Source organism: Pseudokineococcus lusitanus, assembly GCF_003751265.1.
Taxonomy (GTDB): domain Bacteria; phylum Actinomycetota; class Actinomycetes; order Actinomycetales; family Quadrisphaeraceae; genus Pseudokineococcus; species Pseudokineococcus lusitanus.
This window is the reverse complement of the sequence record NZ_RJKN01000003.1, coordinates 463,818-490,640: the sequence shown is the minus strand read 5'-3', so window position 1 is coordinate 490,640 and position 26,823 is coordinate 463,818. Positions and strand designations below refer to the sequence as shown.

The 26,823-nt window shown below is 78.5% G+C and carries 27 protein-coding genes and 1 tRNA gene; 21 read left to right on the top strand and 7 right to left on the bottom strand.

Annotated features, from left to right (window positions below):
• Nucleotides 1-9 precede the first annotated feature (9 nt).
• Both EDC03_RS08145 and EDC03_RS08140 read left to right on the top strand, forming a co-directional pair.
• Nucleotides 10-246, top strand: coding sequence for a type II toxin-antitoxin system Phd/YefM family antitoxin (locus EDC03_RS08145; protein WP_199720043.1), 237 nt, complete (start codon nt 10-12; stop codon nt 244-246).
• The gene (locus tag EDC03_RS08140; RefSeq protein ID WP_199720042.1) at nt 243-680 is read left to right on the top strand and encodes a type II toxin-antitoxin system VapC family toxin; all 438 of its coding nucleotides are present in this window, start codon (nt 243-245) and stop codon (nt 678-680) included. The genes EDC03_RS08145 and EDC03_RS08140 overlap by 4 nt, the downstream gene beginning before the upstream one ends.
• Before the next feature lie 98 nt (nt 681-778).
• Here the strand turns inward: EDC03_RS08140 and EDC03_RS08135 are convergent, their stop codons facing one another.
• On the bottom strand, nt 779-1,663 hold the full coding sequence (locus tag EDC03_RS08135) for a sulfotransferase family protein (protein ID WP_158674242.1): 885 nt from the start codon (nt 1,661-1,663) through the stop codon (nt 779-781).
• A gap of 412 nt (nt 1,664-2,075) precedes the next feature.
• Here EDC03_RS08135 and EDC03_RS17845 point away from each other — a divergent pair, with 412 nt between their 5' ends.
• From EDC03_RS17845 to EDC03_RS08110, 5 genes are all read left to right on the top strand, one after another.
• The gene (locus tag EDC03_RS17845; protein ID WP_199720041.1) at nt 2,076-4,256 is read left to right on the top strand and encodes a hypothetical protein; all 2,181 of its coding nucleotides are present in this window, start codon (nt 2,076-2,078) and stop codon (nt 4,254-4,256) included.
• Nucleotides 4,257-4,402: 146 nt separating this feature from the next.
• Nucleotides 4,403-4,843, top strand: a complete 441-nt coding sequence (locus EDC03_RS08125; protein WP_123379657.1) for a hypothetical protein — start codon at nt 4,403-4,405, stop codon at nt 4,841-4,843.
• Between the two features lie 81 nt (nt 4,844-4,924).
• Nucleotides 4,925-6,205 (top strand): phosphopyruvate hydratase, encoded by a 1,281-nt coding sequence (gene eno, locus EDC03_RS08120; RefSeq protein ID WP_123379656.1) that lies wholly within the window; start codon nt 4,925-4,927, stop codon nt 6,203-6,205.
• 447 nt (nt 6,206-6,652) lie between these two features.
• Nucleotides 6,653-7,018, top strand: a complete 366-nt coding sequence (locus EDC03_RS17575) for an FtsB family cell division protein (protein WP_158674241.1) — start codon at nt 6,653-6,655, stop codon at nt 7,016-7,018.
• Nucleotides 7,015-7,608 (top strand): DUF501 domain-containing protein, encoded by a 594-nt coding sequence (locus EDC03_RS08110; RefSeq protein WP_123379654.1) that lies wholly within the window; start codon nt 7,015-7,017, stop codon nt 7,606-7,608. Before EDC03_RS17575 ends, EDC03_RS08110 begins: the two co-directional genes overlap by 4 nt.
• Before the next feature lie 54 nt (nt 7,609-7,662).
• Here the strand turns inward: EDC03_RS08110 and EDC03_RS08105 are convergent, their stop codons facing one another.
• Nucleotides 7,663-9,186: a phytoene desaturase family protein gene (locus EDC03_RS08105; RefSeq protein WP_123379653.1), complete on the bottom strand. Its 1,524-nt coding sequence runs from the start codon at nt 9,184-9,186 to the stop codon at nt 7,663-7,665.
• 119 nt (nt 9,187-9,305) lie between these two features.
• Between EDC03_RS08105 and EDC03_RS08100 the strand changes: the two genes are divergently transcribed.
• The 5 genes from EDC03_RS08100 to EDC03_RS17570 all read left to right on the top strand — a co-directional run bounded on the left by EDC03_RS08100 (nt 9,306) and on the right by EDC03_RS17570 (nt 12,502).
• Nucleotides 9,306-10,280 (top strand): Ppx/GppA phosphatase family protein, encoded by a 975-nt coding sequence (locus EDC03_RS08100; protein ID WP_123379652.1) that lies wholly within the window; start codon nt 9,306-9,308, stop codon nt 10,278-10,280.
• Nucleotides 10,277-11,098, top strand: a complete 822-nt coding sequence (locus EDC03_RS08095) for a uracil-DNA glycosylase (RefSeq protein WP_241967092.1) — start codon at nt 10,277-10,279, stop codon at nt 11,096-11,098. The genes EDC03_RS08100 and EDC03_RS08095 overlap by 4 nt, the downstream gene beginning before the upstream one ends.
• Nucleotides 11,063-11,136 (top strand) — tRNA-Leu (locus tag EDC03_RS08090). Before EDC03_RS08095 ends, EDC03_RS08090 begins: the two co-directional genes overlap by 36 nt.
• A 146-nt stretch (nt 11,137-11,282) precedes the next feature.
• Nucleotides 11,283-12,128 carry a Bax inhibitor-1/YccA family protein gene (locus EDC03_RS08085; RefSeq protein ID WP_123379651.1) on the top strand — a complete coding sequence of 282 codons (846 nt, stop codon included), beginning with the start codon at nt 11,283-11,285 and terminating at the stop codon, nt 12,126-12,128.
• Nucleotides 12,125-12,502, top strand: a complete 378-nt coding sequence (locus EDC03_RS17570) for a hypothetical protein (RefSeq protein ID WP_158674240.1) — start codon at nt 12,125-12,127, stop codon at nt 12,500-12,502. The genes EDC03_RS08085 and EDC03_RS17570 overlap by 4 nt, the downstream gene beginning before the upstream one ends.
• Before the next feature lie 181 nt (nt 12,503-12,683).
• Here EDC03_RS17570 and EDC03_RS08075 read toward each other — a convergent pair whose 3' ends face one another.
• A complete protein-coding gene (locus EDC03_RS08075; protein WP_123379650.1) occupies nt 12,684-13,637 on the bottom strand; it encodes an SGNH/GDSL hydrolase family protein in 954 nt (317 codons plus the stop codon).
• Nucleotides 13,638-13,773: 136 nt separating this feature from the next.
• Between EDC03_RS08075 and EDC03_RS08070 the strand changes: the two genes are divergently transcribed.
• Both EDC03_RS08070 and EDC03_RS17565 read left to right on the top strand, forming a co-directional pair.
• A complete protein-coding gene (locus EDC03_RS08070) occupies nt 13,774-15,174 on the top strand; it encodes a cystathionine beta-synthase (protein ID WP_123379649.1) in 1,401 nt (466 codons plus the stop codon).
• 169 nt (nt 15,175-15,343) lie between these two features.
• Nucleotides 15,344-15,553, top strand: a complete 210-nt coding sequence (locus tag EDC03_RS17565; protein ID WP_158674239.1) for a hypothetical protein — start codon at nt 15,344-15,346, stop codon at nt 15,551-15,553.
• Here EDC03_RS17565 and EDC03_RS08060 read toward each other — a convergent pair.
• Together EDC03_RS08060 and EDC03_RS08055 are read right to left on the bottom strand one after the other, a co-directional pair.
• Nucleotides 15,517-16,176, bottom strand: a complete 660-nt coding sequence (locus EDC03_RS08060) for a class I SAM-dependent methyltransferase (protein WP_123379648.1) — start codon at nt 16,174-16,176, stop codon at nt 15,517-15,519. The two genes, EDC03_RS17565 and EDC03_RS08060, sit on opposite strands and share 37 nt — an antisense overlap.
• Nucleotides 16,173-17,258 carry a LacI family DNA-binding transcriptional regulator gene (locus EDC03_RS08055; protein ID WP_123379758.1) on the bottom strand — a complete coding sequence of 362 codons (1,086 nt, stop codon included), beginning with the start codon at nt 17,256-17,258 and terminating at the stop codon, nt 16,173-16,175. Before EDC03_RS08055 ends, EDC03_RS08060 begins: the two co-directional genes overlap by 4 nt.
• Nucleotides 17,259-17,539: 281 nt before the next feature.
• Between EDC03_RS08055 and EDC03_RS08050 the strand changes: the two genes are divergently transcribed.
• From EDC03_RS08050 to EDC03_RS08040, 3 genes are all read left to right on the top strand, one after another.
• On the top strand, nt 17,540-18,577 hold the full coding sequence (locus EDC03_RS08050) for a substrate-binding domain-containing protein (protein WP_422393810.1): 1,038 nt from the start codon (nt 17,540-17,542) through the stop codon (nt 18,575-18,577).
• Nucleotides 18,568-19,590 (top strand): ABC transporter permease, encoded by a 1,023-nt coding sequence (locus EDC03_RS08045; protein WP_123379757.1) that lies wholly within the window; start codon nt 18,568-18,570, stop codon nt 19,588-19,590. Before EDC03_RS08050 ends, EDC03_RS08045 begins: the two co-directional genes overlap by 10 nt.
• Before the next feature lie 68 nt (nt 19,591-19,658).
• Nucleotides 19,659-20,411 (top strand): ATP-binding cassette domain-containing protein, encoded by a 753-nt coding sequence (locus EDC03_RS08040; protein WP_422393809.1) that lies wholly within the window; start codon nt 19,659-19,661, stop codon nt 20,409-20,411.
• Nucleotides 20,412-20,525: 114 nt separating this feature from the next.
• Here the strand turns inward: EDC03_RS08040 and msrA are convergent, their stop codons facing one another.
• Nucleotides 20,526-21,191 carry a peptide-methionine (S)-S-oxide reductase MsrA gene (gene msrA / locus EDC03_RS08035; RefSeq protein WP_123379756.1) on the bottom strand — a complete coding sequence of 222 codons (666 nt, stop codon included), beginning with the start codon at nt 21,189-21,191 and terminating at the stop codon, nt 20,526-20,528.
• Nucleotides 21,192-21,363: 172 nt separating this feature from the next.
• The gene (locus EDC03_RS08030; RefSeq protein ID WP_123379645.1) at nt 21,364-22,884 is read right to left on the bottom strand and encodes an aminotransferase-like domain-containing protein; all 1,521 of its coding nucleotides are present in this window, start codon (nt 22,882-22,884) and stop codon (nt 21,364-21,366) included.
• A 254-nt stretch (nt 22,885-23,138) separates the two neighbouring features.
• Here EDC03_RS08030 and EDC03_RS08025 point away from each other — a divergent pair, with 254 nt between their 5' ends.
• From EDC03_RS08025 to ilvA, 4 genes are all read left to right on the top strand, one after another.
• On the top strand, nt 23,139-23,318 hold the full coding sequence (locus EDC03_RS08025) for a hypothetical protein (RefSeq protein ID WP_123379644.1): 180 nt from the start codon (nt 23,139-23,141) through the stop codon (nt 23,316-23,318).
• Nucleotides 23,319-23,492: 174 nt separating this feature from the next.
• Nucleotides 23,493-24,272: a membrane protein YczE gene (gene yczE / locus EDC03_RS08020; protein WP_199720040.1), complete on the top strand. Its 780-nt coding sequence runs from the start codon at nt 23,493-23,495 to the stop codon at nt 24,270-24,272.
• A gap of 135 nt (nt 24,273-24,407) precedes the next feature.
• Nucleotides 24,408-25,547: a cystathionine gamma-synthase gene (locus EDC03_RS08015; protein ID WP_422393808.1), complete on the top strand. Its 1,140-nt coding sequence runs from the start codon at nt 24,408-24,410 to the stop codon at nt 25,545-25,547.
• The gene (gene ilvA, locus EDC03_RS08010) at nt 25,544-26,788 is read left to right on the top strand and encodes a threonine ammonia-lyase (RefSeq protein WP_123379642.1); all 1,245 of its coding nucleotides are present in this window, start codon (nt 25,544-25,546) and stop codon (nt 26,786-26,788) included. Before EDC03_RS08015 ends, ilvA begins: the two co-directional genes overlap by 4 nt.
• The last annotated feature ends 35 nt before the right edge of the window (nt 26,789-26,823 follow it).

Here is a 26,823-nt window from a genome sequence, read left to right as displayed (position 1 = left end):
GGTTCTGCCGTGGACACCGTGACGGTGAGGCAGCTGCGCAACGACGGGGGCGCGGTCCTCGACCGCGTGGCACGGGGCACGTCCCTCGTGGTCACGAGGGACGGGGCGGAGGTCGCCGAGCTCAGGCCACGGCTCAGGCGGTCCGCCCCGGCCGAGCAGCTCGTCGCGCGTCGTCGACGTCTGCCGGTCGTCGACCCCGACCGCCTGAGGGCGGACGTCGACGACCTCCTGGACCCGGGGCTGTGACCGACCGCGGACTGCTCGACACGTCCACCCTGCTCCTCCTCGGCAGGCTGGACGACGACGCCGTCGCCGACCTGCCGGACGAGCCGCTGATCTCCGTCATCACCCTGGCCGAGCTCGCCGTCGGCCCGCTGGTCGCCACGACCGACGCCGAACGGGCCGCGCGGCAGGCGCACCTGCAGCAGGCCGAGGCGGACTTCGACCCGTTGCCGGTGGACGCGAGCGCCGCCCGTGCCTTCGGCCAGGTGGCCGCCTCGCTGCGGGCGGCCGGCCGGAAGCCGGCGGCGCGGGCCTACGACGCACTCATCGCCGCCGTGGCCCTGGCCGAGGGCCTGCCGCTGCACACGTGCAACCCGCGCGACTTCGCCGGCATCGACGGGCTCGACGTCCGTCCGGTCCCGCACCCCGACGCCACGGCGCCGTCGGGGCGGCGGTGACCCGCGCGAGCCGGGGCGGGGCCCGCGTCCACCGGTGAGGAGGGGGGCGCGCCGTGACCGGCGTCGCCCCGTCATCCCGGTCGGCGCCGCCCGGGACGTCACCAGGTCGAGGTCCACCCCGTGACGCGCCGCAGCACCGCGTCGTCGGCGTCGAACGCGCCCTCGAGGAGCCGACGGGCCGCGGGCAGCGGGTCGGGCCCGCCGTCGTCGCGCCGCCGGGTGCGCCGCGCGTGGTCGAGCGGCACGGGGTCGAGGCCGAGGAAGGCCTGCAGCGCGGCGAGGTGGTGCGCCGGGTCGGCGTGCAGGTCCTCGCTGCGGACGACGTGGACGCGCTCGGGCCCCAGCGCCCCCACCCAGCGCGCGAGCTGCTCCCCGTAGCGGCCGCGGGCCGCGTACGAGCCGGCCCGCAGCAGGCGGTGCCCCGCGCGCGAGTCGACGCCGAGCCGCTCCGCCCGCGCCATCCGGGCCGGCTCCGCGGCCAGGGCCTCCTCGAGCGGCAGCCGCTCGAGGCCGCTGCGCACCGAGTGCAGGTGGTGGGAGACGGCCCGCTCGACGGGGTCGCGCAGGAGCACCACCGCGCGCGTGCGCGGCAGGGCGGCGGCGAAGCGCTCGGCGGCGTGCGGGTGGAAGAGGTAGTACGGCGAGGCCTCGAAGGTCTGCTCGCCCGCACCGGTCACGGGGAAGTGCCCCCGGTACCAGGCCAGCGGCCGCCGGTGGTGGAGCGTGAAGTACTGCAGCTCCTTGCCCGTGGGCCGGCGGACCTGCGGGTGGCGGCACAGGTCGTCGAAGAGCGACGTCGTCCCGCACCGCTGCGCGCCGACGACGACGAAGCCCGGCAGGGCGCCCGCCCGGCCCGTCAGCGCCCGCGCGGCGGCCCGGCCCGAGCGGACCGCCACCCGTGCGCGACCCCGCACCGCGTCCGCGGCCCGGGTCCGCGGCGACGGGAGGTCGGGGCTCACGGCGGCGGGAGGGCGCGTCGGCACGGGTCCCGAGCATAGGTCGGCCCCCGCCGCCGGGCCGCGGGCCGACCGCGGCCCCGACCGGGCGGTGGGCCGGGGCGGTCCGGCGGGGACCGTCAAGACCGCGGGGGCGTCGGCCGGGGACGGGGTCACCCGACCGGCCCACCGCGGGCCGCCGCAGACCCGCCGGCGACGCCGCCGGGGTCCCCCGGATGCCCCGTCGGACGGGTGACCGGTCGTCCGTCCGGGGGAGGGCACCCCCCGGCGGCGTCAAGGGCCCCGACCGCGCCGACGAACCCCGGTCATGCCCACGACGCGACCCGCACCCGCCGCCACCCGCGGCACCGCGGTGCGCCGCGTCCCCGCAGCACCGGCTGCACCCGTCCCGTCCTCCCGGCCGTCGACCGCGTCGGCCCCCGCCTCCCCGGAGCCCGCCATGACCACCGTGCCCAGCCCCACGCCGCGGCGCCATCGCCGCGACCGCCATCAGCGCCGTGCGCTCGTCCTGCTCGTGACGCCCGTCGTCGCCGCCGCGACGCTGCTCGGCGGGGGCGTCGCCGCCCCGGCCCTCGCGGCCTCGCCGGCCGCCGTCGTCACGACGTCGACCGCCCTCGGCCTCGCGCCGGGCGCCTCGGCCTCCGGCGCGTGGACGGCGGTGACGGGCACCGCCCGCACCTCCTTCACCGTCCCCGCCCTCTCCGGCACCGCCCCGCTCTTCGTCGCCCTCGAGGTCCCCGGCCCGGCCGGCAGCGCCTACCGCGGCCGCGTCCGCGTCGACGCCTCCGGCGCCCTGCAGGTCAGCACGAGCCGCGTCGTCGCCGGCAAGGAGTCCGTCGGCGCCGCCACCGCGCTCCCGGCGAAGGCGGTCCGCGGGGCCCTGGTCCACCTCGAGACCCGGCCTCGCAGCTCGGGCGTCGGCGGCGTCGACGTCCGCGCCTGGGTCGAGGGCTCGGCCGTCCCCGCCTGGCAGCAGCAGCGCACCGACGCCGGCACCACGGCCGTCCCCCTGACGACCGCCCGGGTCTGGGGCTACCTGTCCGGCGCCGCGGCCTCCTCCGTCAGCGTCGCCCACCGCGGCGTCGTCGCCGGGGCCGTCGCCACCGCGCAGACCGTCCAGCAGGTCTCGCAGGCCCTCGCCGTCGCCCCGGGCAGCGCGGTCTGCAGCGCCTGGGCCCCCGCCGTCGGCGCGTCGTCGACCCGCACCACCTTCGTCGTCCCGCCGCTCGCCGCGGGCACGCCGCTGTGGGTCTCCCTCGAGGTGCCCGGCGCCAAGGGCACCGCCTACCGGGGCCGCGTCCGCGTCGACGGCACGGGCGCCCTCCAGCTCAGCACGGTCAAGGTCTCCGGCAGCACCGAGACGGTCACGCAGGGCCCTGCCCTCGCGCCCAAGGTCGCGGCCGGCGGCAGCGTCACCCTCGAGGTCCGCCCCCGCACCAGCGGCTCCGCCGGCCTGGACGTCCGCGCCTGGCCCGCCGGGGCCACCGCGCCGGCGTGGCAGCAGCAGTACGTCGACGCGTCGGCCGCGGCCACCGCCCCCGGCCAGGTGCGCGTCCACGCCTACCTCTCCGGCGCCGCGGCGTCCAAGGTCACGGTCGGCCACACGGCCCTCCTGTCCCTCGCCGCGTCGACGGAGCCGGTCGTCACGACGCCGACCCCGACGCCGACCCCGACGCCGACGCCGACGCCGACCCCCACCCCGACGCCCACGCCGACGCCCACGCCGACCCCGACGCCGACCCCGACGCCCACGCCGACCCCGACGCCGACCCCGACGCCGACGCCGACGCCGACGCCCACGCCGACGCCCACCCCCAGCCCCTCGGCCCCGGTCGAGCCCAGCGCGGCGACGACGGGCGTGCCGGCCGGCACGAAGCTCACCCCGGTCTACGGCGACCTCGTCATCACGACGCCCGGCGCCCGCTACGACGCCCTCGACGTCCACGGCTTCGTCGTCGTCCAGGCCCCCGACGTGAAGATCACGCGCTCGCTCATCCGGGGCGGGGTCAAGGACGGCAACCGCGGCCTCGTCACGGTCGACCACGCCAACGCCAAGCGCTTCGTCATCGAGGACAGCACCATCCGTCCCGACAAGGCCTCGGTCTGGTACGACGGCATCAAGGGCAGCAACTTCACCGCCCGCCGCGTCAACATCTGGGGCACCGTCGACAACATCAAGGTCCACGGCGACGACGTCCTCGTCGAGGACTCCTACCTCCACGACAGCGCGTACTTCGCCAGCGACCCCAACCAGGGCGGCAAGGCCACGCACAACGACGCCGTCCAGGTGCTCGGCGGCCAGCGCATCACCGTCCGCGGGACGTCGCTGTCCGGCGCGAGCAACGCCGCCATCCAGGTCACCCAGGACTTCGCGCCCGTCAAGGGCCTCGTCGTCGAGGACAGCTGGCTGGCCGGCGGCTCCTGCAACATCAAGGTCAACCACAAGAGCAAGGCGCCGACGGTCGAGGGCGTCGTCGCCCGCGGCAACACCTTCGACACGCGGGGCACGCTCGACAAGGAGACCTGCGCGCTCCTGCGCACCAGCGCCACGGAGCTCACCGCGACGGGCAACGTCACCACCGGCACCGCGAAGCCCTTCTCGGTGCGCACCTACGGCTGACGACCGCCGCCGCACCACCGCCACGGGCGGCGTCCCCCTCGGGGGGCGCCGCCCGTCGGCGTCCCGGGGGACCGACGGCGCCGGCGCGACCGCCGTCGGGGCGCGGGGTCGCGCCCGGGGAGGGCCCGGCCTGCCACGCTGCCGCGGTGGGCGACGGACGACGACGCGCGTGGGTCCTCGCCCGCGCCTACCTCAACCTCGTGCCGACGACGGCCGCCCTCGTGTGGGGCGTCGCCCACGGCGGGCGCCCCGTCGTCGGGCGCGACCTCGTCGTCGAGTGCGGCGGCATGCGCGGCGGCTACGCGCGCGGCGGCACGACGGTCGGCAACGTCTGGCTGCACGGCGGCCTCGGCGGCCCGCGCCGCCGGCGGCACGAGGTGCGCCACGCCGACCAGTGGGCCGTCCTCGGCCCGCTGCTCATGCCGGCGCTCTACGGGCTCGAGGCGGCGCTCACCCGGGGCGACCCGCGGCGCAGCCGGTTCGAGCGGCACGCGGGGCTCGAGGACGGCGGCTACACGACGCCGTCGCCGTCCCCGCCCGGCGACGGGCCCCGCGGGCTCCGCGGCGGGGGCGCCGACCGCCGATAGGGTCGGGGCCGTCGCGCCCGGCGCACCGCCGGACGCCGCGACCACCCGCCCGGCACCACCCCCCAGCCCCCAGGAGACGTCGTGGCCAGCATCGAGGCCGTCGGAGCCCGCGAGATCCTCGACTCGCGCGGCAACCCCACCGTCGAGGTGGAGGTCGCGCTCGACGACGGCGTCCTCGCCCGCGCCGCCGTCCCCTCCGGCGCCTCCACGGGCGCCTTCGAGGCCGTCGAGAAGCGCGACGGCGACGCCGCCCGCTACCTCGGCAAGGGCGTCCAGGGCGCCGTCGACGCCGTGCTCGACACCATCGGCCCGGAGCTCGTCGGGCTCGACGCCTCCGAGCAGCGTCTCGTCGACGCCGCCATGCTCGAGCTCGACGGCACGCCGTCGAAGTCCTCGCTCGGCGCCAACGCCATCCTCGGCGTCTCGCTCGCCGTCGCGAAGGCCGCCGCCGAGTCGGCGTCGCTGCCGCTGTTCCGCTACGTCGGCGGCCCCAACGCCCACGTCCTGCCCGTGCCGATGATGAACATCGTCAACGGCGGCGCCCACGCCGACTCCGGCGTCGACGTCCAGGAGTTCATGGTCGCCCCCATCGGCGCCCCGACCTTCCGCGAGTCCCTCCGCTGGGGCGCGGAGGTCTACCACGCGCTCAAGTCGGTCCTGAAGTCCCGCGGCCTGTCCACCGGCCTCGGCGACGAGGGCGGCTTCGCCCCCGACCTGCCGAGCAACCGCGACGCCCTCGACCTCATCGCCGAGGCCGTCCAGCAGACCGGCCTGCAGCTGGGCTCCGACATCGGGCTCGCCCTCGACGTCGCCGCCACGGAGTTCCACTCCGGCGGCACGTACCGCTTCGAGGGCCAGGAGCGCACGGCGGAGCAGATGTCGGACTACTACGCCGAGCTCGTCGACGCGTACCCCCTCGTCTCGATCGAGGACCCGCTGGACGAGGACGACTGGGAGGGCTGGGCGGCCCTCACCCAGCGCCTCGGGCAGCGCGTCCAGCTCGTCGGCGACGACCTCTTCGTCACCAACCCCGAGCGGCTGCAGCGCGGCATCGACGGCGGCGCCGCCAACGCTCTGCTCGTCAAGGTCAACCAGATCGGCACGCTCACCGAGACCCTCGACGCCGTGGCGCTCGCCCACCGCAGCGGCTACCGGGCGATGATGAGCCACCGCTCCGGCGAGACCGAGGACACGACGATCGCCGACCTCGCCGTCGCGACCGACTGCGGCCAGATCAAGACCGGTGCGCCCGCGCGCTCGGAGCGGGTGGCCAAGTACAACCAGCTGCTCCGCATCGAGGAGGAGCTCGACGAGGCCGCGCGCTACGCCGGCCGCGGCGCCTTCCCCCGCTGGAAGGGCTGAGGCCCCGCCGGAAGGGCTGAGTCCCCGCCGGAAGGGCTGAGCACGTCTGCAGGACCGAGCACCACCCGTCGCGCGGCGGCCGGCCCCGGCCGGCCGCCCCGCGGCGGAGCACGACGGCACGACGAGCACAGGCAGGCACGGACGGCGGCGGGAGGTCCGGCGGTGGCAGGACGACGACCGGTGACGCCCCGGGGCGGACGGGCGGACGGCGAGCGCCGGGCCGCGACCGCCCCCGAGAGGGCCCCGCGCCCCGCGGCCGGCCCTGCTCGGCCGGCGGCCCGGTCCGGCTCGCCGGCGCCCGCGCGGTCGCGCCCCGCCGCGGCGCGGCCGTCCGGCTCCCACCCGGCCCCCCGCCCCGGGCGCTCCTCGCGACCCGGCGCCGGCCGTCGGCTCACGGCGTCCCTGCCGGCCCCCCGCGGGCTGACGCGGCGCGCGGCCGCGCTCGCCGTGCTGCTCCTCGTCGTGGCGGCGGCGCTCGCGCCGTACCTGCACGCCACCATCACGCAGCGCGCCGAGGTGGCGGCCGCCCGCGCCGAGCTGGCGGAGACCCGCGCGGAGGTGGCCGAGCTCGACCTCGAGCTGCAGCGCTGGGAGGACCCCGCCTTCGTGCGCCAGCAGGCGCGCGAGCGCCTCAACCTCGTGCAGCCGGGCGACGAGCCGTACAAGGTCACCGGCACCTCGCCGAGCCAGCAGGTCGAGGCGGACCCGCGTGCTGCCGCGGCCGCGAGCGTCCGCGAGGGCGAGACCGACCGCCCGTGGTTCGGCGACCTGTGGGAGTCCGTGGGGGCCGCCGGCCGGGGCGACGCCGGATGACCGGGACCCGGGACCTGCCCGGCCGGCGCCACGACCCCTCGACCGGCACCGCGGCGCCCGCCCCGACGGGGACGGCGGCGGGGGATCGGCTCTCGCCCGAGGACGAGGCCGTCGTCCGCGCCCAGCTCGGGCGCCCCTCCCGCGGGGCCGTGGGCGTGGCCCACCGCTGCGGCTGCGGCTCGCCCGACGTCGTCGCCACGGCGCCGCGGCTGCCCGACGGCACGCCCTTCCCCACGACCTTCTACCTGACGTGCCCCCGCGCGGCGTCGCTCGTCGGGACGCTCGAGGGCGGCGGCGTCATGCGGGAGATGACCGAGCGCCTCGCCGAGGACGACGAGCTGGCCGCGGGCCACCGCCGGGCCCACGAGGACTACCTCGCGCGGAGGGCGGCCCTCGGCGACGTCCCCGAGATCGACGGCGTCTCCGCCGGCGGCATGCCCGGGCGCGTCAAGTGCCTGCACGTCCTCGTGGCGCACGCCCTGGCGGCGGGCCCCGGCGTCTCCCCGCTCGGCGACGAGGCGCTGGCGGCGCTCCCGGACTGGGGCGCCGCCGGGCCGTGCACGGCCCCTGGGGACGTGCGGCCCGCCTGACCCGGCGCCCGCGCCCGACGGGACGGGTCGCCCCGCGCCCTCCGCGGGCCCGCCTCAGGCGGCGGCGCGGACGACGTCGAGCGGGTCCACCCGGCGGCCGAAGCGCTGCCGCAGGACCCGGGCGGCCGCGTGCACGCCGGCCATGCCGTGCACGCCCGGGCCGGGCGGCGTCGACGCGGACGCGAGGTACACGCCGGGCAGGGGGGTGCGGTACGGGTCCCACGCCGGCACGGGCCGCATGACGAGCTGCCAGGGCGTCACCGCGCCGGTGGCGATGTCCCCGCCGACGTTGTTGATCTCCCGCTCCTCGTGGCGGCCCGCGGTGAGGACGGCGCGGTCGAGCACGAGGTCGCGGAAGCCGGGCGCGAAGCGCTCGACCTGCGCCTCCACGGCGTCGCCCATGTCACGGGTGGAGCCGTTGGGCACGTGCGCGTACGTCCACAGCGCCTCGCCGCCGTCGGGGGCGCGGCTGCCGTCGACGACGGACGGCTGCGCGACGAGCACCATGGGGCGCTCGGGGTGACGGCCGGCGACGACGTCCCGCTCGGCCGCCTGCATCTCGGGGCGGCTGCCGCCGACGTGCACGGTGCCGGCGCGGTCGACGCCCTCGGCCGTCCAGGGCACGGGCCCGGAGAGGGCGAAGTCGACCTTGCAGACCCCGCCGCCGTAGCGCCAGCGCTCGAGCCACCGGCGGTAGCCGGCGGGCAGGGCGTCGCCGCCCAGCCGCAGCAGCCCCTGCGGGGCGACGTCGAGGAGCACGGCCCGGGCCCGCGGCAGCTGGCCGAGGTGCTCGACCCGCTCGCCGGTGCGCACGACGCCGCCGCGGGCGACGACGTCGGCGGCCATCGCGTCGACGATCGTCTGCGACCCGCCGCGGGGGATGGGCCAGCCGACGGCGTGCGCGAGGCCGGCCAGCCACAGCCCGCCGGCGGCGGGCGCCAGGCGGCGCGGCGGCGCGATGGCGTGGGCGCCCGCGCCGGTGAGGAGCGCGGCGGCCTCCTCGCCGCGGAAGCGGAGGTCCCAGGCCGGCGTGCCCTGCTCGAGCACGGCGAGGGCGAAGGAGACCGCGTCGAGCGGGTGCCGAGGCACGGAGCGGAAGTCCGACAGCGCGACGTCGGCGACCCCGCGCCACGCCTCGGCCACGCGCCCCACGAGGCCGCGCCACGCGGGGCCGTCGACGCCGAGGCCCTCCACCGTGCGGTCGAGGTCGCGGTAGGCCAGGCCGGCGCGCCCGCCGTCGAGCGGCTGGGCGAAGGCCACCTCCGGGTGGAGCATCTCGACGCCGTGCGCGGGCAGGTCGAAGGCCCGGAAGAAGGGGGAGGCCACCCCCATCGGGTGCACGGCCGAGCACAGGTCGTGGCGGAAGCCCGGCAGCGTCACCTCCGCGGTCCGCGAGCCCCCGCCCAGCTGGTCGGCGGCCTCGACGACCTCGACGCCCAGCCCGGCCCGCGCGAGCACCACGGCGGCGGCGAGCCCGTTGGGGCCCGAGCCCACGACGACGACGTCGACCTCGTCCCCGCGCGGTCCGCGGTGGCGGGGGCCGTCGGGCCCGGGTCCGGCGACCGGGAGAGCGCTCATCACGTCAGCCTGCCAGCCGGGGCGGGGGTGCGCCGGGTGGGTCGCGCGCGGCCCGGTGCCCCGCGCCCGGCCCGCGCGCCGGGTGTGCCGCCGTCGGCAGGCGCTGGGAGAGTGCGGGCATGACGCGCGTGGCCGCCGTGGACTGCGGCACCAACTCGATCCGCCTCCTCGTCGCCGACCTGCCCGCGGCGGGCACGACGGCGCCGGGGGCGCCGCTCGTCGACGTCCACCGCGGGATGCGCGTCGTGCGCCTCGGGCAGGGCGTCGACGCGACGGGGCGCATCGCCGACGAGGCGATGGCCCGGACGCTGGCGGCGGTCCGCGACTACGCGGCCCTGTGCCGGGAGCTGGGCGTCGCGCGGACCCGCTTCGTCGCCACCTCGGCCAGCCGGGACGCGGAGAACGCCGACGTCTTCGTCGCGGGCGTGCGCGAGGCCCTCGGCGTCGAGCCGGAGGTCGTCGCCGGGGCCGAGGAGGCCGCCCTGTCCTTCCGCGGCGCCGCCACGGGCGTGCCGCCCGTGGGCCCGGACGGCGCCGCCCTCGCCGCCCCCTTCTGCGTCGTCGACCTCGGCGGCGGCTCCACGGAGGTCGTCCTCGGCGACCCGGCGGGCGACGCGCCGCCCGCGGCGCTGTCGGTCGACGTCGGCTGCGTCCGGCTCACCGAGCGGCACCTCGCGGGGGACCCGCCGACCGCCGCCCAGGTCGCGGCGGCCCGCGCGGACGTCGACGCGGCGCTCGACCGGGTCGAGGAGGTCGTGCCGCTGGCCACCACCGGCACGCTCGTCGGCGTCGCCGGCTCGGTGACGACGATCACCGCGCACGCCCTCGGCCTGGGCGCGTACGAGCCCGCGCGGATCCACGGCGCCGTCCTGACGGTGGCCGACGTCCGCGCCGCCTGCGCCGACCTCCTCGCCATGACCCGCGAGCAGCGGGCGGCCCTGCCCTTCATGCACCCCGGCCGGGTCGACGTCATCGGCGCCGGCGCCCTCGTGTGGGACCGCGTCGTCGAGCGCGTGGCCGCCGCCGCCGGGACGACGTCGGTCGTCACGAGCGAGCACGACATCCTCGACGGCATCGCGCTGTCGCTGGGGTGAGCGCGCCGGCGGCGGGACGGGGGCCGGCCGTCGTCGCGGCGCGCACGCCGGCGGGCGTGCGCCGCCTCGCGGCGGGCGCCCGCGACCTCGACGACCTCGACGCGCGCGTCACGTCGTGCCGGGCCTGCCCGCGGCTCGTCGCCTGGCGCGAGGAGGTGGCGCGGACCCGGCGCCGCGCCTACGCGGACGAGGAGTACTGGGGACGCCCGGTCCCCGGGCTGGGCGACCCGGCCGCGCGGCTGCTCGTCGTCGGCCTGGCCCCCGCCGCGCACGGCGGCAACCGCACCGGCCGCGCCTTCACGGGCGACGCCTCCGGCGACTGGATCGTCGCCGCGCTGCACCGCGCCGGGCTCGCCAACCAGCCGACGAGCGTCGCCCGCGACGACGGGCTCGTCCTCACGGGCGTCCGCATCGCCATGCCCGTGCGGTGCGCGCCGCCGGACAACGCGCCGCTGCCGGGGGAGAAGGAGACCTGCGCGCCGTGGCTCGACCGCGAGGTCGCGCTCCTGCCCGGGCTCGCCGCCGTCCTCGCGCTCGGCGGCATCGCCTGGCAGGCGACGCTCGGGCTGGCCCGTCGCGCCGGCTGGGAGGTGCCGCGTCCGGCACCCCGCTTCGGGCACGGCGCGACGGCGGTCCTGCCCCGCCCGGGCGGCGCTCCGGTGACCCTCGTCGGGAGCTACCACGTGAGCCGGCAGAACACCTCGACCGGCCGGCTCACCCGCGCCATGCTCGACGAGGCCGTCGCCTCGGCCCGCGACGTCGCGGCTAGCGTGGACGGCCACGCCCCCGTGGCCCAACGGCAGAGGCAGGCGCCTTAAAAGCGCTCACGGTGCGGGTTCGACTCCCGTCGGGGGTACGCGTCGGGCCGCCCACCACGGCCGGCCACCGGTCGCCGTGGGCGGTGCGGCGAGCGGGTGACGGGCGGGAACCCCTGCGCGGCGGACGGCGTTACGTCCTCGTACGGGTGGCCTCCACCCGTCCCGCTCTCGAGACAGGAGTCCCATGCAGAGCCACAACCCCGCGTTCCGCAACGACCGGGCGTTCGCCCAGGGCGGCTACGCGAGCTTCGACACCGACCGCCGCAGCGGCGGCCAGGCGCCGCGGTGGGGCGGCTCGGGCGCCGGCCAGGACGTCACGCCGGAGCAGCTGCAGGAGATGTACGCGCAGCCCTCCGCCGGCGGCGCGCAGACCGGGCGCATGACCTACGACGACGTCGTGGTCCGCACCGGGGCCCTCTTCTCCGCCCTCGTCGTCTCGGCGGCGGCGGTCTGGACGCTGACCGAGCCGGGCACCGCCCTCGGGCTGGCCCTGCCGGCCATGCTGGTCGCGGTCGGCCTCTCCTTCTTCATCTCCTTCTCGAAGAAGGTCCGCGTCGGCGCGATGTTCGCCTACGCGGTGCTCGTCGGCGCCGCGCTCGGCGGCATCAGCCAGGCCTTCGAGACCATGTGGGGCGGCATCGTCGCCCAGGCGGTCGTCGGCACCCTCGGCGCCTTCGCGGCCATGCTCGTCGCCTACAAGACCAAGCTCATCCGGGCGACGCCGAAGTTCCAGAAGTTCATGTTCATCGCCGTCATCGGGTACGGCGTGTTCCTGCTCATCAACCTCGGCTTCGCCCTCTTCGGCGGCGTGAGCGCGTTCAGCTCGCCGTTCGGCTGGATCATCGGCCTCGTCGGCGTGTCCCTCGCGTCGCTCATGCTCATCCTCGACTTCGACTTCATCGAGCAGGGCGTGAAGAACGGCCTGCCGCAGCCGTACGCGTGGCGGGCGGCCTTCGGGCTCGTCACGACGCTCGTGTGGCTGTACGTCGAGATGCTGCGTCTGCTCTCGATCCTCCGCGGCGGGGAGTGACCACTCCCGCCGCCCGCGGCGAGACGGTCGAGGCGGCCCGGCGCGAGCTGGGCCGCTGCCGGGACCGTCTCGCCGCCCTCGGGCCCGGCCGCCTCGTGCGGCCGGGCCCGACCCACGTGGGGGCCGAGGTCGTCGCCGGCGAGCCGGGGCCGACGCCGCTGGAGCGCGTCCGCGCCCTGCTCCAGGAGCTGGCCGACGACGCCGCCGACCTCGCCGGCGAGCCCCGCCGCGCGGTCCCCGCGCTCGGCCCCCACGCCGCCGGCGACCAGCTCGCCGTCCTCGCCGGGGACCTCCTCGCCGCCGCGGGCCCGGACGACGACGCCGTCGCCGCGCGCCTGCACGAGCGCCTCGTGGCGCTGCGCCGCGCGCTCTGACGCTCTGCGCCTGCCCCACGGCCTCGTGGACGTGACGTCGCCGCCGCCGCCCGAGCCGGACGTCCGGCGCGAACGGGCGCCTGTTCGTCGTCGGGACGCCGTCTCGGACGCGAACGGGCGCCTGTTCGTCGTCGGGAGGTCGCTCCCGGTGCGGACGGGCGTCTGCTCGTCGTCGGGGTCCTCAGCGCTCGGCGCGGCGCCGTAGCCGCGCCCAGCGGCCCGCGACGCCGTGGTGGGGCGCCTGCTCGACCTCGGTGCCCGGCTCGAGCGACGCCGCGGCCGCGGCCTGGTCCACGGGGACGACGCGGGCGGAGCGGCCCGTGCCCGGCGTCGGGTCCTCGGGCCACACGCCGAGCGACGCCGCCACGGCGGGCAGCAGCGCCGCGGCCACCCGGGCGTAGCCGGCGGGCGAGGGGTGGAAGCCGTCGGCGCTGAACATCTCCGCGGGGGCGGCGCCGAAGGTCGGGCCGAGGAGGTCGCCGAGCGACACGGAGCGCCCGCCGGCCTCGACGACGGCGACCGTCTGCGCCGCCGCCAGCTCGCGCGACCACCGCCGCGCCAGGCCCCGCAGCGGCTGCGCGACGGGCTCGACGACGCCGAGGTCGGGGCACGTGCCCACGACCACCTGGCACCCGGCGCCCCGGAGCAGCCGGACGGCGTCGCCGAGGAGGCCGACGGCGTCGGCCGGGGGCACGCGGTGCGTGACGTCGTTGGCGCCGACGACCACGACGACGACGTCCGGCACCACCTCCGCGAGGAGTCGGCGGGCCTGGCGGTCGAGGTCGTGGGAGTCGGCGCCCACCCGGGACCGCCCGACGAGGCGGACCGGCCGGCCGGACACGGCGGCGAGGCCGCGGGCGACGACGGCCCCCGGCGTCTGGTCGGGGGTCTCGGCCCCGAGCCCGTCCGCGGCGGAGTCGCCGAGGACGCCGAGGACGAGCGGCGGGCCGTCGCCGTCGCCGTACGTCCCGTCGGCGTCGGGCCCCGCCTCGCCGAACGGCCGCCCCACCCAGCGCCGCGCCAGCCGGGCCTCGACGGCGAGCGTCCCCACGGCCAGGGTCCCCAGGAGCGTGAGCCCGCCGCCGCCGTAGGCCGCGGCCGTCGCCAGCCGCCGCGCCCTGCTCGCCCTCGTCACCGACGTCCTCCTCGTCCTCCCGGGCGCGTGCGCCCGTGCCTCGGGCACCCACTGTGCCCTGCTCGCGCCCGGGCCGGAGGAGGGGCGGCCGGACGGGCGGGGCGGCCCGCCGTCGCCGGGGTGGGAGGATCGGGCCGTGCGCTACGCCGAGTCCGTCGTCGACCTCGTGGGCGGCACGCCGCTCGTCCGTCTCTCCCGCGTCACCGAGGGCCTCGCCCCGACGGTGCTCGCGAAGGTGGAGTACCTCAACCCCGGCGGGTCGGTGAAGGACCGGATCGCCGTGCGGATGGTCGACGCCGCGGAGGCCTCGGGCGAGCTGCGCCCCGGCGGCACCATCGTCGAGCCGACGTCGGGCAACACCGGGGTCGGGCTCGCGCTCGTCGCCCAGCAGCGCGGCTACTCGTGCGTCTTCGTCGTGCCGGACAAGGTCGGCGAGGAGAAGCGCGCGGTCCTGCGGGCCTACGGCGCCGAGGTCGTCGTCTGCCCCACCGCCGTGCCGCCGGACCACCCCGAGTCGTACTACTCGGTGAGCGACCGGATCGCCGCGGAGCGCCCCGGCGGCTGGAAGCCGGACCAGTACTCCAACGTCAACGGCCCGCGCAGCCACTACGAGACGACCGGCCCGGAGATCTGGACCGACACCGACGGCCGCCTCACCCACTTCGTCGCGGGCGTCGGCACCGGCGGCACCATCACCGGCACGGGCCGCTACCTGAAGGAGGTCTCGGCCGACCGCGACGGCGGACCCGTCACCGTCGTCGGCGTCGACCCCGAGGGCTCCGTCTACTCCGGCGGCAGCGGCCGCCCCTACCTCGTCGAGGGCGTCGGCGAGGACATGTGGCCGCGCGCCTACGACCCGTCGGTGCCCGACCGCATCGTCGCCGTCTCCGACGCGGAGGCCTTCGCCATGACGCGGCGGCTGGCGCGCGAGGAGGGGCTGCTCGTCGGCGGCTCCTGCGGCATGGCCGTCGTCGGCGCGCTGCAGGTCGCCCGCGACCTCGGTCCCGACGACGTCCTCGTCGTCCTCCTGCCCGACTCCGGCCGCGGCTACCTCGCCAAGATCTTCGACGACCGGTGGATGCGCAGCTACGGCTTCTCGACCGACGGCCCGGGCGGGGTGGCGGCGAGCACGGACGGCGCCACGGTGGCCGACGTCCTCCGCGCCAAGTCCGGCGACCTCCCCGCGCTCGTCCACACCCACCCCGGCGAGACGGTGCGCGACGCCGTCGAGATCCTCCACGAGTACGGCGTCTCGCAGATGCCCGTCGTGTCCTCGGAGCCGCCCGTCGTCATCGGCGAGGTCGTCGGCGCGGTGGGCGAGCGCGACCTCCTCGACGCCGTCTTCTCCGGCGCGGCCCAGCTCACCGACCCCGTCTCGCGGCACATGGCCGCCCCGCTCCCGCGCATCGGCGGCAGCGAGCCGGCGACGGCGGCCCGGCAGGCGCTGCAGCGCTCGGACGCGCTGCTCGTCGTCGTCGACGGCAAGCCGGCGGGCGTGCTGACCCGCGCCGACCTGCTGGCGCACGTCGCCGGCTGACGACGGGGCCGCCCCGTCGGTGCCCACGTCGGCGTCCGTGGGCGCTCGGGCCCGGGTGGACGACTTCGGCAGCGGAGTGGGCGTGCAAGGGCCTCTGACGCCGACTTCGGCAGCGAAGTGGGCGTGCGGCTGGGAGGCCCCGCGGCGACGGCGGACGTAGCGTCGGGTGATGAGCGAGAGCACCCCCGACCCGCTGCAGCCCACCGTCCCCGCGGTCCGCGACCGCCAGGAGCACGGCAAGGCGCCCCACCTCGACGCCGAGGCGCTGGACCACCGCGCCGAGCGCGAGGAGGCGGCCCTCCGCGCCGACGCGGGCGAGCAGGCGGGCGCGACCGGCGACGGCTACGACCCGGCCGACGTCCCCTCCGCCGAGGACTGACCCGCGCCGCCCTCCGCCCCCGGTCCGGGCGCGGGGCGGCGGGCCAGCAGCACCGCGTCGTGCCGGCGCTCCTCGCCGGCCCCCCGGCCGACGACGTCGGCGCGCACGACCGCGAGGCCGGCGCCCCGGGCCTCGTCGGCGAGGGACGCGACGTCGTGGAGCAGCCGCACGTCCCGCGGCGTGCCCGGCCGCCCCGCGTCCTCGGCCGCGTGGCCGACGACGAGCAGGTGCCCGCCCCCGGCCAGCGCCCCGGCGGCGGCGGTCACGACGCCCGGCAGCATGGCGAAGGCGACGAGGACGAGGTCCGCCGAGCCCGGCGCGAGCGCCCGCAGCCACGTCACGGCGTCCGCCCGGTGCCACCGCACGCGGTCCCCGCCGACGGCCCGGCCGCCCACCGCGAGCCCCTCCGCCGAGGTGTCGACGGCGTCGACGGCCCACCCGCGGCCGGCGAGCAGCAGCGCGTGACGGCCTGCCCCGCAGGCGAGGTCGACCGCCCGCCCCGGGACGAGGCCGGCCGTGACGGCGTCGACGACGGCGTGCGGCGTCCCGGGCGCCCCACGACGCGCGTGCCGCTCGTCCCAGGAGGCGACGCCGGCGCCGGGCCGGTCGGCCGGGGGCGTCACGGCGCCGCCGCGACGGGCCGCAGCTCGCCCGAGCCGCGCGGGACGAGCCGCGTCGGGACGACGAGGTCCTGCGCGGCGGAGCGGTCGCCGTCCAGGCGGCGCAGCAGCAGCTCGGCCGCCAGCGCCCCGATCCGGCCGGGGTCCTGGGCGACGACGGAGACGGCGGGCCGCAGGAGGTCGGCGAAGGCGACGTCGTCGAAGCCGACGACGGCGACGTCACGCTCGCGGCCCCGGGCCAGCAGCGCCCGCACCGCCCCGGCCGTCAGCCGCCGCTGGGCCGTGAAGAGCGCCGTCGGCGGCTCGTCCGCGTCGAGCAGCGCCAGGACGGCGGCCCCGGCCGCGGCCTCCGAGCGCAGGCCGGTCCGCTCCAGCGCGGGGTCGGGCGGCAGGCCCGCCGCCGCGAGGCCGTCGCGGTAGCCCGCCAGCCGCTCCTGGGCCGTCCAGACCGCCGGGTCGTCGGCGAGGAGGGCGACCCGCCGGTGCCCCGCGGCCGCGAGGTGGGCGACGGCGCCGCGCGCGCCGTCGCGGTCGTCGGCGCGGACGGCGTCCGCGACCACCCCGACGGGCGCGCGGTCGACGAAGACGACGGGCACCGCCCGGCCGAGCACCCCGCCGAGCAGGGCCCCGCCCGGCGCCTCGAGCTCGCGCGCGAGCCAGCCGTGGTCGCCGCCCGCGGGCATGAGGACGAGGCCGTCGGTCCGGCGGCCGAGGACGGCCCGCACGAGCCGCCGCTCCTGCTCGGGGTCCTCGTCGAGGCTGCCCGCGACGACGACGAGGCCGCGGGGTCGCACGACGTCCTCGACGGCGCGGAGGACGCTGGCGGAGAACGGGTTCGAGAGGTCCTCGAGAAGGACGGCGACGACCCCCGCCCGCCGGTCTCCCCGGCGCAGCCCGCGGGCGGCGGCGTCGGGCACGTAGCCGAGCTCGGCGACGGCGGCCCGGACCGCCTCGACCTTGGCGGGGGAGACCCCGCCCTCCTCGGTGACGACGCGGGAGGCGGTCTTGACGCCGACGCCCGCGAGGCGGGCGACGTCCCGCAGGGTCGGGCGGCGCGCGCCGCCCGGCGCCGTCGTCGGGCTCACGCGCGCCACCCTGACGAGCACCCTCCTCGTCGTCAAGGCGGCGCCGAGCGCGCCGCGTTGACAGCGGGGGAGCCGGTCGCGCACAGTGCGGGCGGACTCGACAACGTTGTCAGGCCGACCCCGAGACCGACACCTCGACGGGCGCCGTGGCGCGCCACGGCAGGAGCCCCCGCGTGAGCACCACCGCACCCCGCACGACCACCTCCCGCGCCACCCCCGGGACCACCGGGACCACCGGGACCACCCGGGCCGCCCGCCGCCGGAGCACGGCCGCCGCGGCGGTGCTCGCCGCCGGCACGCTCGTCCTCGCCGGCTGCGGCGGCACCGACGGCCCCGCCGCGGCCGACGACACCATCGGCGTCTCGCTCATCACGAAGACCGACTCCAACCCCTTCTTCGTCGCGATGCGCGAGGGGGCGCAGGAGGCGGCCGCGGAGGAGGGGGTCGACCTCACGCTCGCCGCGGGCACGAGCGACGCCGACGAGGCCGGGCAGGTCGAGGCGGTCGAGGACGCCGTCGCGCGCGGCGACGCCGGCATCCTCATCACGCCCAACGGCCCGGGCGTCAACCAGGCGATCGAGGACGCGCGGGCCGCGGGCCTGCTCGTGCTCGCCCTCGACACGCCGCCGGACCCGGCCGACGTCGTCGACGCCACCTTCGCCACGGACAACGTCCGCGCGGGCGAGCTGATCGGCGAGTACGCGGCCGCCCGCCTCGACGGGCAGCCCGCCGTCATCGCGATGCTCGACCTGCTCGACGACGTCGACGTCTCGGTCGACTGGCAGCGCGACCAGGGCTTCCTGGCGGGCATGGGCATCGACACCGCCGACCCGGAGACCAAGGGCGACGAGGCGCCGACCGGCGCGTACACCGGTGGCGCCGGCGGCGACTACACGATCGTCTGCAACGAGCCGACGCAGGGCGCCGAGGACGGCGGCCGCACGGCCATGGAGAACTGCCTCCGGCGCGACCCGTCGGTCAACGTCGTCTACACCGTCAACGAGCTGTCGGCCGTCGGCGCCCAGCAGGCCCTGGCCGCCGCGGGCCGCGACGACGTCGTCGTCGTGTCCGTCGACGGCGGCTGCGACGGCGTCTCGGCGGTCGAGGACGGCCTCATCGACGCGACGGCGCAGCAGTACCCGGTGGAGATGGCGCGCCTGGGCGTCGCGGCCGTGGCCGACCTCGCCCGGGGCGGCGAGGCGCCCGAGCCCACCGAGGGCAAGAGCTTCGTCGACACGGGCGTCCAGCTCGTCGCCGGCACCCCGGTCGACGGCGTCGACGCGCTCGACGTCGCCGAGGGCACCGAGCTCTGCTGGTGAGCACCGCGACGTCCGCCGCGGACCTCCTGCAGCGCCGGCGCACGCCGGCGCAGCGGGTCCAGCAGGTCCTCCACGCCCACCCGTGGGTGAGCCCGCTCGTCGTCCTCGTCGTCGCGGTCGTCGTCTTCACGGCGCTCAACCCGCGCTTCGCCTCGCCGGCGTCGCTGTCGCTCGTCCTCCAGCAGGTCGCCGTCGTGGGCGCGCTGGCGGTCGGGCAGACGCTGGTCATCCTCACCGCGGGCATCGACCTGTCGGTCGGGGCGGTCGCCGTCCTCGCGGGCGTCGTCCCCGCGCAGCTGGCGCTGTCCGGCGGGCTCCCCGGCCCGGCGGCCGTCCTGCTCGGCCTCGCCGTCGGGACGCTCGCGGGCCTCGCCAACGGGCTGCTCGTCACCCGGCTGCGGCTGCCGCCGTTCATCGTCACGCTCGGGACGCTGAGCATCTTCACGGCCCTGGCGCTGCTGTGGAGCGGCGGCTCGAGCACCCGCGCCGACCAGCTGCCGGCCGTCCTGTCGTGGACGGGCACGCGGGTCGCCGTCGGGCCCTTCAACCTCACGACGGGCGTGCTGCTCGTCCTCGTGCTCTACCTCGTCGTCGGCTACGCCCTGGCCTGCACCGCCTGGGGGAGGCACGTCTACGCCGTCGGCGACGACGCCGAGGCCGCGCGCCTCGCCGGCATCCGCGTCCGCCGGGTGCTCCTGTCCGTCTACGTCGTCGCGGGCGCCGTCTACGGCCTCGCGGCGTGGGTGCTCATCGGCCGGGCGGGGGCGGCGAGTGCCAACGCCGTCGTCGACGCCAACCTCGAGAGCATCACCGCCGTCGTCATCGGCGGCACGAGCCTCTTCGGCGGTCGCGGGGTGCTCGTCGGCACGCTCCTCGGCGCGCTCATCGTCGGGGTCTTCCGCAGCGGCCTGTCGCTCGCGGGCGTCGACGACCAGTACCGCGTCCTCGCCATCGGGGTCCTCGTCATCGTCGCCGTCTCGGTCGACCAGTGGATCCGGCGGGCCCGCGCGTGAGCGCCGACGCCACCGCGGCGGCGGCGGGGAGCGGGGCGGGGACGGACGCCGGGGCCGGTCGCGTCGTCCTGCAGGCCCGCGGGCTCGTCAAGACCTTCGGCCGCGTCGTCGGGCTCGACGGGGTGGACCTCGACGTCGTCGCCGGGGAGGTGCTCGCCGTCGTCGGCGACAACGGCGCGGGCAAGTCCACGCTCGTGAAGTGCCTCACCGGGGCCAGCGTCCCCGACGCCGGGACGATCGCCGTCGACGGCCGGCCCGTCCGGATGCGGCGGCCGCAGGACGCGCGGGACGCCGGGATCGAGACGGTCTACCAGACCCTCGCCGTCTCCCCGGCGCTCGACGTCGCGAGCAACCTCTTCCTCGGGCGCGAGCGGCGGCGCCCCGGCGTCCTGGGCTCCGTCTTCCGCCTGCTCGACCGCCGCGGCATGCGCGCCGACGCCGAGCAGGCGCTGCGCGACCTCGGCATCGGCACGCTGCAGGACGTCACGCAGCCGGTCGAGTCGCTCTCGGGCGGCCAGCGCCAGGCGGTCGCCGTGGCCCGGGCCGTCTCGGCGGGCAGCCGGGTCCTCGTCCTCGACGAGCCGACGGCGGCGCTGGGCGTCCGCGAGACCCGGCAGGTCCTCGACCTCGTCCGCCAGGTCCGCGACCGCGGGATCGGGGTCGTCCTCGTCAGCCACGACATGCCGCAGGTCTTCGAGGTGGCCGACCGCATCCACGTCCAGCGGCTCGGCGGCTGCGCCGGCGTCGTCACCCCCCGGTCGCACTCGATGGCGGAGGTCGTCGCCGTCATGACCGGCGCGACGACGCTCGCCGCCGGCTGACCCCCGGCGCCGGGGCAGGGGGCGGCGCCGGGACGACGACGCCCGCCCGGACGGGGGTCCGGGCGGGCGTCGTGGGTGCTGCGGGACCGCGGGGTCCCGCGGGTGCGGGGGCGGTCAGCCCGCCGCGGGCGCGGCCTGCGCGCCGTCGGCCGGCAGCACCCCGGCGGGGCAGGCCACGCCCGTCCCGGCGAGGCCGCAGTAGCCGTTCGGCACCTTGTGCAGGTACTGCTGGTGGTAGTCCTCGGCGTAGTAGAACGGGCCGACCTCGTCGGCCGGGCGCAGCTCCGTGGTGATGGGGCCGAGGCGGAAGCGCTCCAGCTCGGCCGCGAAGGCGTCGCGCGTGGCGCGGACGGCCTCGCCCTGCTCCGGCGTCGTCCAGTAGACCGCGGAGCGGTACTGGGTGCCGACGTCGTTGCCCTGGCGGTTGGCCGTCGTGGGGTCGTGCTCCTCCCAGAAGGTCTTGAGCAGCGCCTCGGCGCTCGTGACCCGCGGGTCGTACGCCACCATCACGGTCTCCGTGTGGCCGGTGCGGGCCGTGCAGGTCTCCTCGTACGTCGGGTGCGGCGTGTGGCCGCCCATGTAGCCGACGGCCGTGGTGACGACGCCCGGCATCGTCCAGAACAGGCGCTCGGCGCCCCAGAAGCAGCCCATGCCGACGTAGAGGCGCTGGGTGCCCTCGGGCCAGGGGCCCTCGAGGGGCGTGCCGAGGACCGCGTGGGTCGTCGGCACGTGGTGCGGGCGGTGGTCGCGGCCCGGGAGGGCCTCCTCGGCGCTGACCATCGTCGTCTTCAGGCGGGTCCCGAACAGGGCCACGTCGTCCTCCTCGTGTCGCGGGCGCCGGCCGCGGGGACCGGCGGGGCCGCCGCGCCCGGGTGGGGCGGGACGGCTCCTCGTCGAGGACGTCAACGACCGCGGGCCCGCGAGGCTTCCCGCGGCCCGCCCCGCGGGGTCGTCAGCCGAGGACCGCGCCCCCGCGCGAGGTGGTGGGCGCGCCCCAGGCCCGCTCGGCGTCGGCGGCCGCCGCGGCGAGGCGCGCGACGGCGTCCTCCAGCACCGGCACCGGCTGCGTGAAGGGCAGCCGCAGGTGGTCGTCGAAGGCGTGCCCCGTGCCGAAGCGGGAGCCCGTGGAGAGGAAGAGGCCGTGGCGCTCGGCCGCGTCGACGACGGCCGACGACGACAGCCCCCGCGGCAGCCGGCACCACAGCGACAGGCCGCCCGGCGGCACCGGCACCTCCCACGTCGGCAGGGTCGCGCGGAGGGCCCCCACGAGGGCGTCGCGCTGGACCCGGAGCTGGGCGCGGCGGGCGACGAGCCCGGCGTCGAGGCCGTCGAGGAGGACGCAGGCGGCCAGCTGGTCGACGACGGGCAGCGCCCCGTGCTCCCGCGAGGCGGTGGAGGCGACGCGGTGGAGGAAGGACGGCTCGCCGACGAGCCAGCCGACCCGCAGCCCCGCCCACACCGACTTGCTGAGCGAGCCGACGGTGACGACGGCGCCCGGCCGGGCGTCCGCGGCCAGCGGCGGGGGCGCGTCCGCGGCGTCCCCGGTGCCGCCGGGGCCGTCCTCCGGCCCGCCCTCGGGACCGAGCGCCAGGTCGGCGAGCGTCTCGTCGGCGATGGTGAGGACGTCGTGCTGCTGCAGGCTCGCGGCGACCCGTCGCTGCTCCTCGGCGGTGAGGACGCCGCCGGTCGGGTTCGCGTGGTGGGGCACGAGGTAGGCCATGGCGGGGGAGGTCTCGCGGGCCGCCCGGTGCAGGGCGCCGGGGAAGCCGGCCGCGCCCCAGGTGGCCGTCGGGTCGCGCGGCACCGGGACGGCGCGGGCGCCGATCATCCGGAGGACGTCGAGGGCGTTGGGCCACGTCGGGTGCTCGACGAGCACGCGGTCGCCCGGCGACGTCCCCGCCCGCAGCGCGCCGCTCACGCCCGCGCTGGCGCCCGTCGTCACGAGGACGCGCTCGGCCGTCGTCGTCAGGCCCCGCGCGGTCATCCGCTCGGCCACCCGGGCGCGCAGGTCGGCGAGGCCGCCGGCCAGGTAGCCGTGCGAGGGCAGGAGGTGCGGCAGCGCCTCCAGCGCCGCCGCGTACGCGTCGGCCACCTCGGGCGGGCCGGCGGGGGATGCGTAGGAGAGGTCGACCGTCCCGTCCCGCGGGGCGCCCGGCACGAAGGCCGCGACGACACCGCTGCGGTCGGGGACGCTCGTCCACGTGCCGGCGCCCGTCCGGGAGCGGGCCCAGCCGCTCTCGCGCAGCCGTCGGTACGCCGACGAGACGGTCACCCGGCTGACGCCGAGCGCCGTCGCCAGCTCCCGCTCGGCGGGCAGCCGCCCCCCGACGGGCAGGCGACCGTCGGCCACGAGCGAGCGCAGGGAGAGGGCGAGGGACGCCGCGACGGGAGGGTGGAGCGTCGTGCGGCCGACGAGGGCGGCGAGCCGCTCGGCGGCCTCGCCGGCGGCGGACGACGACGTCGGCGCGCTCATGCCCCGAGGGTGCCACGCCGGCGGCTCGGCGGTGGCCTGCTCGGGGCAGGCCAGTGGGTGATTGGCTGGGCCGGACGGGTGAGGTCGGCGCTCCCCGCGGGCGCCGGACGACGGCGTCGGACGACGGTGCCGACCCGCGACGCGGACCGGGGTGGGCCGAAGCGCGGGTAGGAAGGGGAATAGAGGTGTGAGGCAGGCCACGCCCCGGCGATTGGCCTGCTCGGCGCGGGCCGCTGCGGGCCGACCATTGACCCATGACCGCTCTCGCCATCGTCCTCGCCGCCCTCGTCGTCCTCCTCGTCTCCTCCGTCGTGGCCCTCGTCCGCGACCTGCGCGCCGACGGCTACGGCTCCGCCCACACCTCCGGCACGGGCCTGTCCGTCTCGCACCGCCTCTCGGCCGTCAACCCCTACACGGGCCCCGGCCTCCGCTGACGCACCCCGGCCGACCGGCGCGACGCCGGCCGGCCGGCCCCCGCGGGCCTCTCGGCCCCCGGCGCACCACCTCCCGACGCCCCCTGCCGCCGTCCCGCGTGGGACGGTGACGTCGGCGCCCCGCAGCACCGCGAGCCCGACGTCGCCCCCCGGGGCGCCCCCGCAGGAGGACCCGTGCCCCGGTCGACGCGCCGCCCCGCCCCCGCCGTGCCGACGGGCACCGCCGACGTCCCGGCCGCCCCGGGCGCGGCGCCGGCTGCTGCCGGCCCCGCCGCGTGGGGGCTCCCGCACCGCTTCGTGCGCCTGTGCACGGGGCTCCTCGTCTTCGGGGTGGCCCTCGCGCTGCTCCTGCGCTCGGGCCTCGGCGCGGCGCCGTGGGACGTCCTCCACGAGGGCGTCGTCCTCCGCAGCGGCCTCGCCTTCGGCCTCGTCGTCGTCCTGTCCGGCGTCGTCGTCCTGCTCCTGTGGCTGCCGCTGCGCGTGCGCCCCGGCGTCGGGACGGTCCTCAACGTCCTCCTCGTCGCGGCGGGCATCGAGCTCGGCCTGCTCCTCCTGCCCGAGGCCGAGGGCCTGCCGCTCGCCGTGGTGATGCTCGTCACGGGGGTCGCCCTCAACGCCGCGGGCACCGCCCTCTACATCGGCGCCCGCCTCGGCACCGGCCCGCGCGACGGCCTCATGACCGGCCTCACGGCCCTCACCGGCCTGCCGGTGGGGCTCGTCAAGGCCGCCATCGAGGTCTCCGTCGTCCTGGCCGGCTGGCTGCTCGGCGGCACCGTGGGCGTCGGCACGGTCGTCTTCGCCCTCGGCGTCGGCCCGCTCGTGGGGCTGCTGCTCCCGCGCCTCGACATGCCCGGGGGCGCCGCCCGCGCCGCCGCGGCCGCCGCCGCCCGGGCGGCCTCCCCCCGCCGCCGGCCGGCGCGGCGCCGGGGTCGCGGCGTCGCCTCGCCCGCCTGAGCGGGCCCCCCGCCGGGACGGGCGGATAGCGTCACCCGGGTGAGCGAGCCCCTCGACGCCCCCGCCGACGAGACCCCCGCGGCCGACGCCGCCGTCCCGGCCCGGTGGGCCGACGCCGGCTTCGCCACCCGGGCCATCCACGTGGGCTCCGACCCCGACCCCCGGACCGGCGCCGTCGTCCCGGCCATCTCCGTGGCCACGACCTTCGCGCAGGACGGCGTGGGCGGGCTCCGCGCGGGCTACGAGTACGCGCGCTCGGCCAACCCGACGCGGGACGCGCTGCAGGCCTGCCTGGCCGCCCTCGAGGGCGGCACCGCCGCCTTCGCCTTCGCCTCCGGGCTCGCGGCCGAGGACACGCTCTTCCGCTCCGTCCTCGTGCCCGGGGACCACGTCGTCATCCCCGACGACGCCTACGGCGGCACGTACCGCCTCGTCGCCCGCGTCCTCGAGCGCTGGGGCGTGGCGCACACCCCGGCCGACGTCTCCGACCCCGCCGCCGTGGCGGCCGCCGTCACGCCGCGCACGAAGGTCGTCTGGTGCGAGACGCCGACCAACCCGCTCCTCGGGGTCGCGGACGTCGCGGCGCTCGCCGAGGTGGCCCACGCCGCGGGCGCGCTGCTCGTCGTCGACAGCACCTTCGCCACCCCCTACCTCCAGCAGCCGCTGGCGCTCGGCGCCGACGTCGTCGTCCACTCGACGACGAAGTACTGCGGCGGCCACTCCGACGTCGTCGGCGGCGCGCTCGTCGTCGGGGACGCCACCGCGCCGTCGGGGGAGCCGCTCGCGGAGCTGCTCGCCTTCCACCAGAACGCCCTCGGCGCCGTCGCCGGGCCGCTCGACGCGTGGCTCGTCCTGCGCGGCCTCAAGACGCTCGAGGTGCGGATGGAGCGCCACTGCAGCTCCGCCGAGCGCGTCGCTGCGCACCTCGAGGCGCACCCGGCCGTCCGCGAGGTGCTCTACCCGGGGCTGGCCTCGCACCCGGGCCACGCCGTCGCCGCCCGCCAGATGCGCCGGTTCGGCGGCATGGTGTCGGTCCGCCTCGCGGACGAGGCCGCGGCCCTGGCCCTCTGCGAGCGGCTCGAGGTCTTCACGCTCGCCGAGTCGCTCGGCGGCGTCGAGTCCCTCGTCGAGCACCCGCACCGCATGACCCACGCGAGCGCGGCCGGCTCCCCGCTGGAGGTGCCCGCCGACCTCGTCCGCCTGTCCGTCGGGCTCGAGGACGTGGACGACCTCCTCGCCGACCTCGACCGGGCGCTCGCCCCGGCCGCCGGGTGAGCGCGGGCCCGGGCGCGGCGGCGGCGCCCCCCGTCGGCCTCGACGACGTCCGCGCGGCCGCCCGCCTGCTCGAGGGGGTCGTGCGCACGACGCCGCTCGAGCCGAGCGCGGCGCTGTCCGAGCTCGTCGGCGGCCCGGTCCTCCTCAAGTGCGAGAACCTCCAGCACGCCGGCTCCTTCAAGATCCGCGGCGCCTACACGCGCATGTGCCGGCTGAGCGCCGAGGAGCGCGAGCGGGGCGTCGTCGCCGCCAGCGCGGGCAACCACGCGCAGGGCGTCGCCCTGGCCGCCCGGCTGCTCGGCATCCGCTCCACGGTGTGGATGCCCGCCGGTGCCGCCCTGCCGAAGGTGGAGGCCACGCGGCGCTACGGCGCGACGGTGCACCAGGCGGGCAGCACCGTCGACGAGGCGCTCGTCCACGCCGCGGCGCACAGCCGCGCCACGGGTGCCGTCCTCATCCACCCCTTCGACCACCGCGACGTCGTCGCCGGGCAGGGCACCGTCGGCCTGGAGCTCGTCGAGCAGGCCGCCGCGGCCGGCCACGACCTGAGGACCGTCGTCGTCTGCACGGGCGGGGGCGGCCTCGTGGCCGGGGTGGCCGCCGCCCTCTCGGCGCTCGCGCCGGGGGTGCGGGTGGTCGGCGCCCAGGCCGAGGGCGCCGCCGCCTACCCCGCCTCGCTCGCCGCGGGCGCCCCCGTGACGCTGGACCGCATGGCCACGATGGCCGACGGCATCGCCATCGGCCGCCCCGGCGACGTGCCCTTCGGGCTCGTGCGCGACCTCGTCGACGAGGTCGTCACCGTCTCCGAGGAGTCGCTGTCCCGCGCCCTGCTGCTGCTCCTCGAGCGCAGCAAGCTGCTCGTCGAGCCCGCGGGCGCCGCCGCCGCGGCGGCGCTGCTCGAGCACCCCGGGGCCTTCGAGCCGCCGGTCGCCGTCGTGCTGTCCGGCGGCAACGTCGACCCGCTCCTGCTGCTGCGCGTCGTGCGCCACGGCCTGGCCGCGGCCGGCCGCTACCTCGGCTGCCGCGTGCAGGTGCCGGACCGTCCCGGGGCGCTCTCCGGCGTCCTCGCGCTGCTCGCCGAGGCCGACGCCAACGTCCTCGAGGTCTTCCACACCCGGACGACGACGACCCTCGCCGTCGACGAGGTGGAGATCGGGCTGCAGCTCGAGACCCGCGGGCACGAGCACGCCGCCGCCGTGCTCGAGGCCCTCGCCGGCGCGGGGGTGCGGGTCGTCGGCTGACCCGGCCGGCCCGTCGCCGCCGGCGCCACGGCTGC

What these genes read in the sequence shown, in the direction of transcription:
- EDC03_RS08030 (WP_123379645.1), bottom strand. Translation starts at nt 22,884, where the DNA reads ATGAGCGCGCCGACGTCGTCGTCCGCCGCCGGCGAGGCCGCCGAGCGG.
- EDC03_RS08100 (WP_123379652.1), top strand. Translation starts at nt 9,306, where the DNA reads ATGACGCGCGTGGCCGCCGTGGACTGCGGCACCAACTCGATCCGCCTC.
- EDC03_RS08105 (WP_123379653.1), bottom strand. Translation starts at nt 9,186, where the DNA reads ATGAGCGCTCTCCCGGTCGCCGGACCCGGGCCCGACGGCCCCCGCCAC.
- EDC03_RS17845 (WP_199720041.1), top strand. Translation starts at nt 2,076, where the DNA reads ATGACCACCGTGCCCAGCCCCACGCCGCGGCGCCATCGCCGCGACCGC.
- EDC03_RS08025 (WP_123379644.1), top strand. Translation starts at nt 23,139, where the DNA reads ATGACCGCTCTCGCCATCGTCCTCGCCGCCCTCGTCGTCCTCCTCGTC.
- EDC03_RS17565 (WP_158674239.1), top strand. Translation starts at nt 15,344, where the DNA reads ATGAGCGAGAGCACCCCCGACCCGCTGCAGCCCACCGTCCCCGCGGTC.
- EDC03_RS08110 (WP_123379654.1), top strand. Translation starts at nt 7,015, where the DNA reads ATGACCGGGACCCGGGACCTGCCCGGCCGGCGCCACGACCCCTCGACC.
- msrA (WP_123379756.1), bottom strand. Translation starts at nt 21,191, where the DNA reads ATGGTCAGCGCCGAGGAGGCCCTCCCGGGCCGCGACCACCGCCCGCAC.
- EDC03_RS08085 (WP_123379651.1), top strand. Translation starts at nt 11,283, where the DNA reads ATGCAGAGCCACAACCCCGCGTTCCGCAACGACCGGGCGTTCGCCCAG.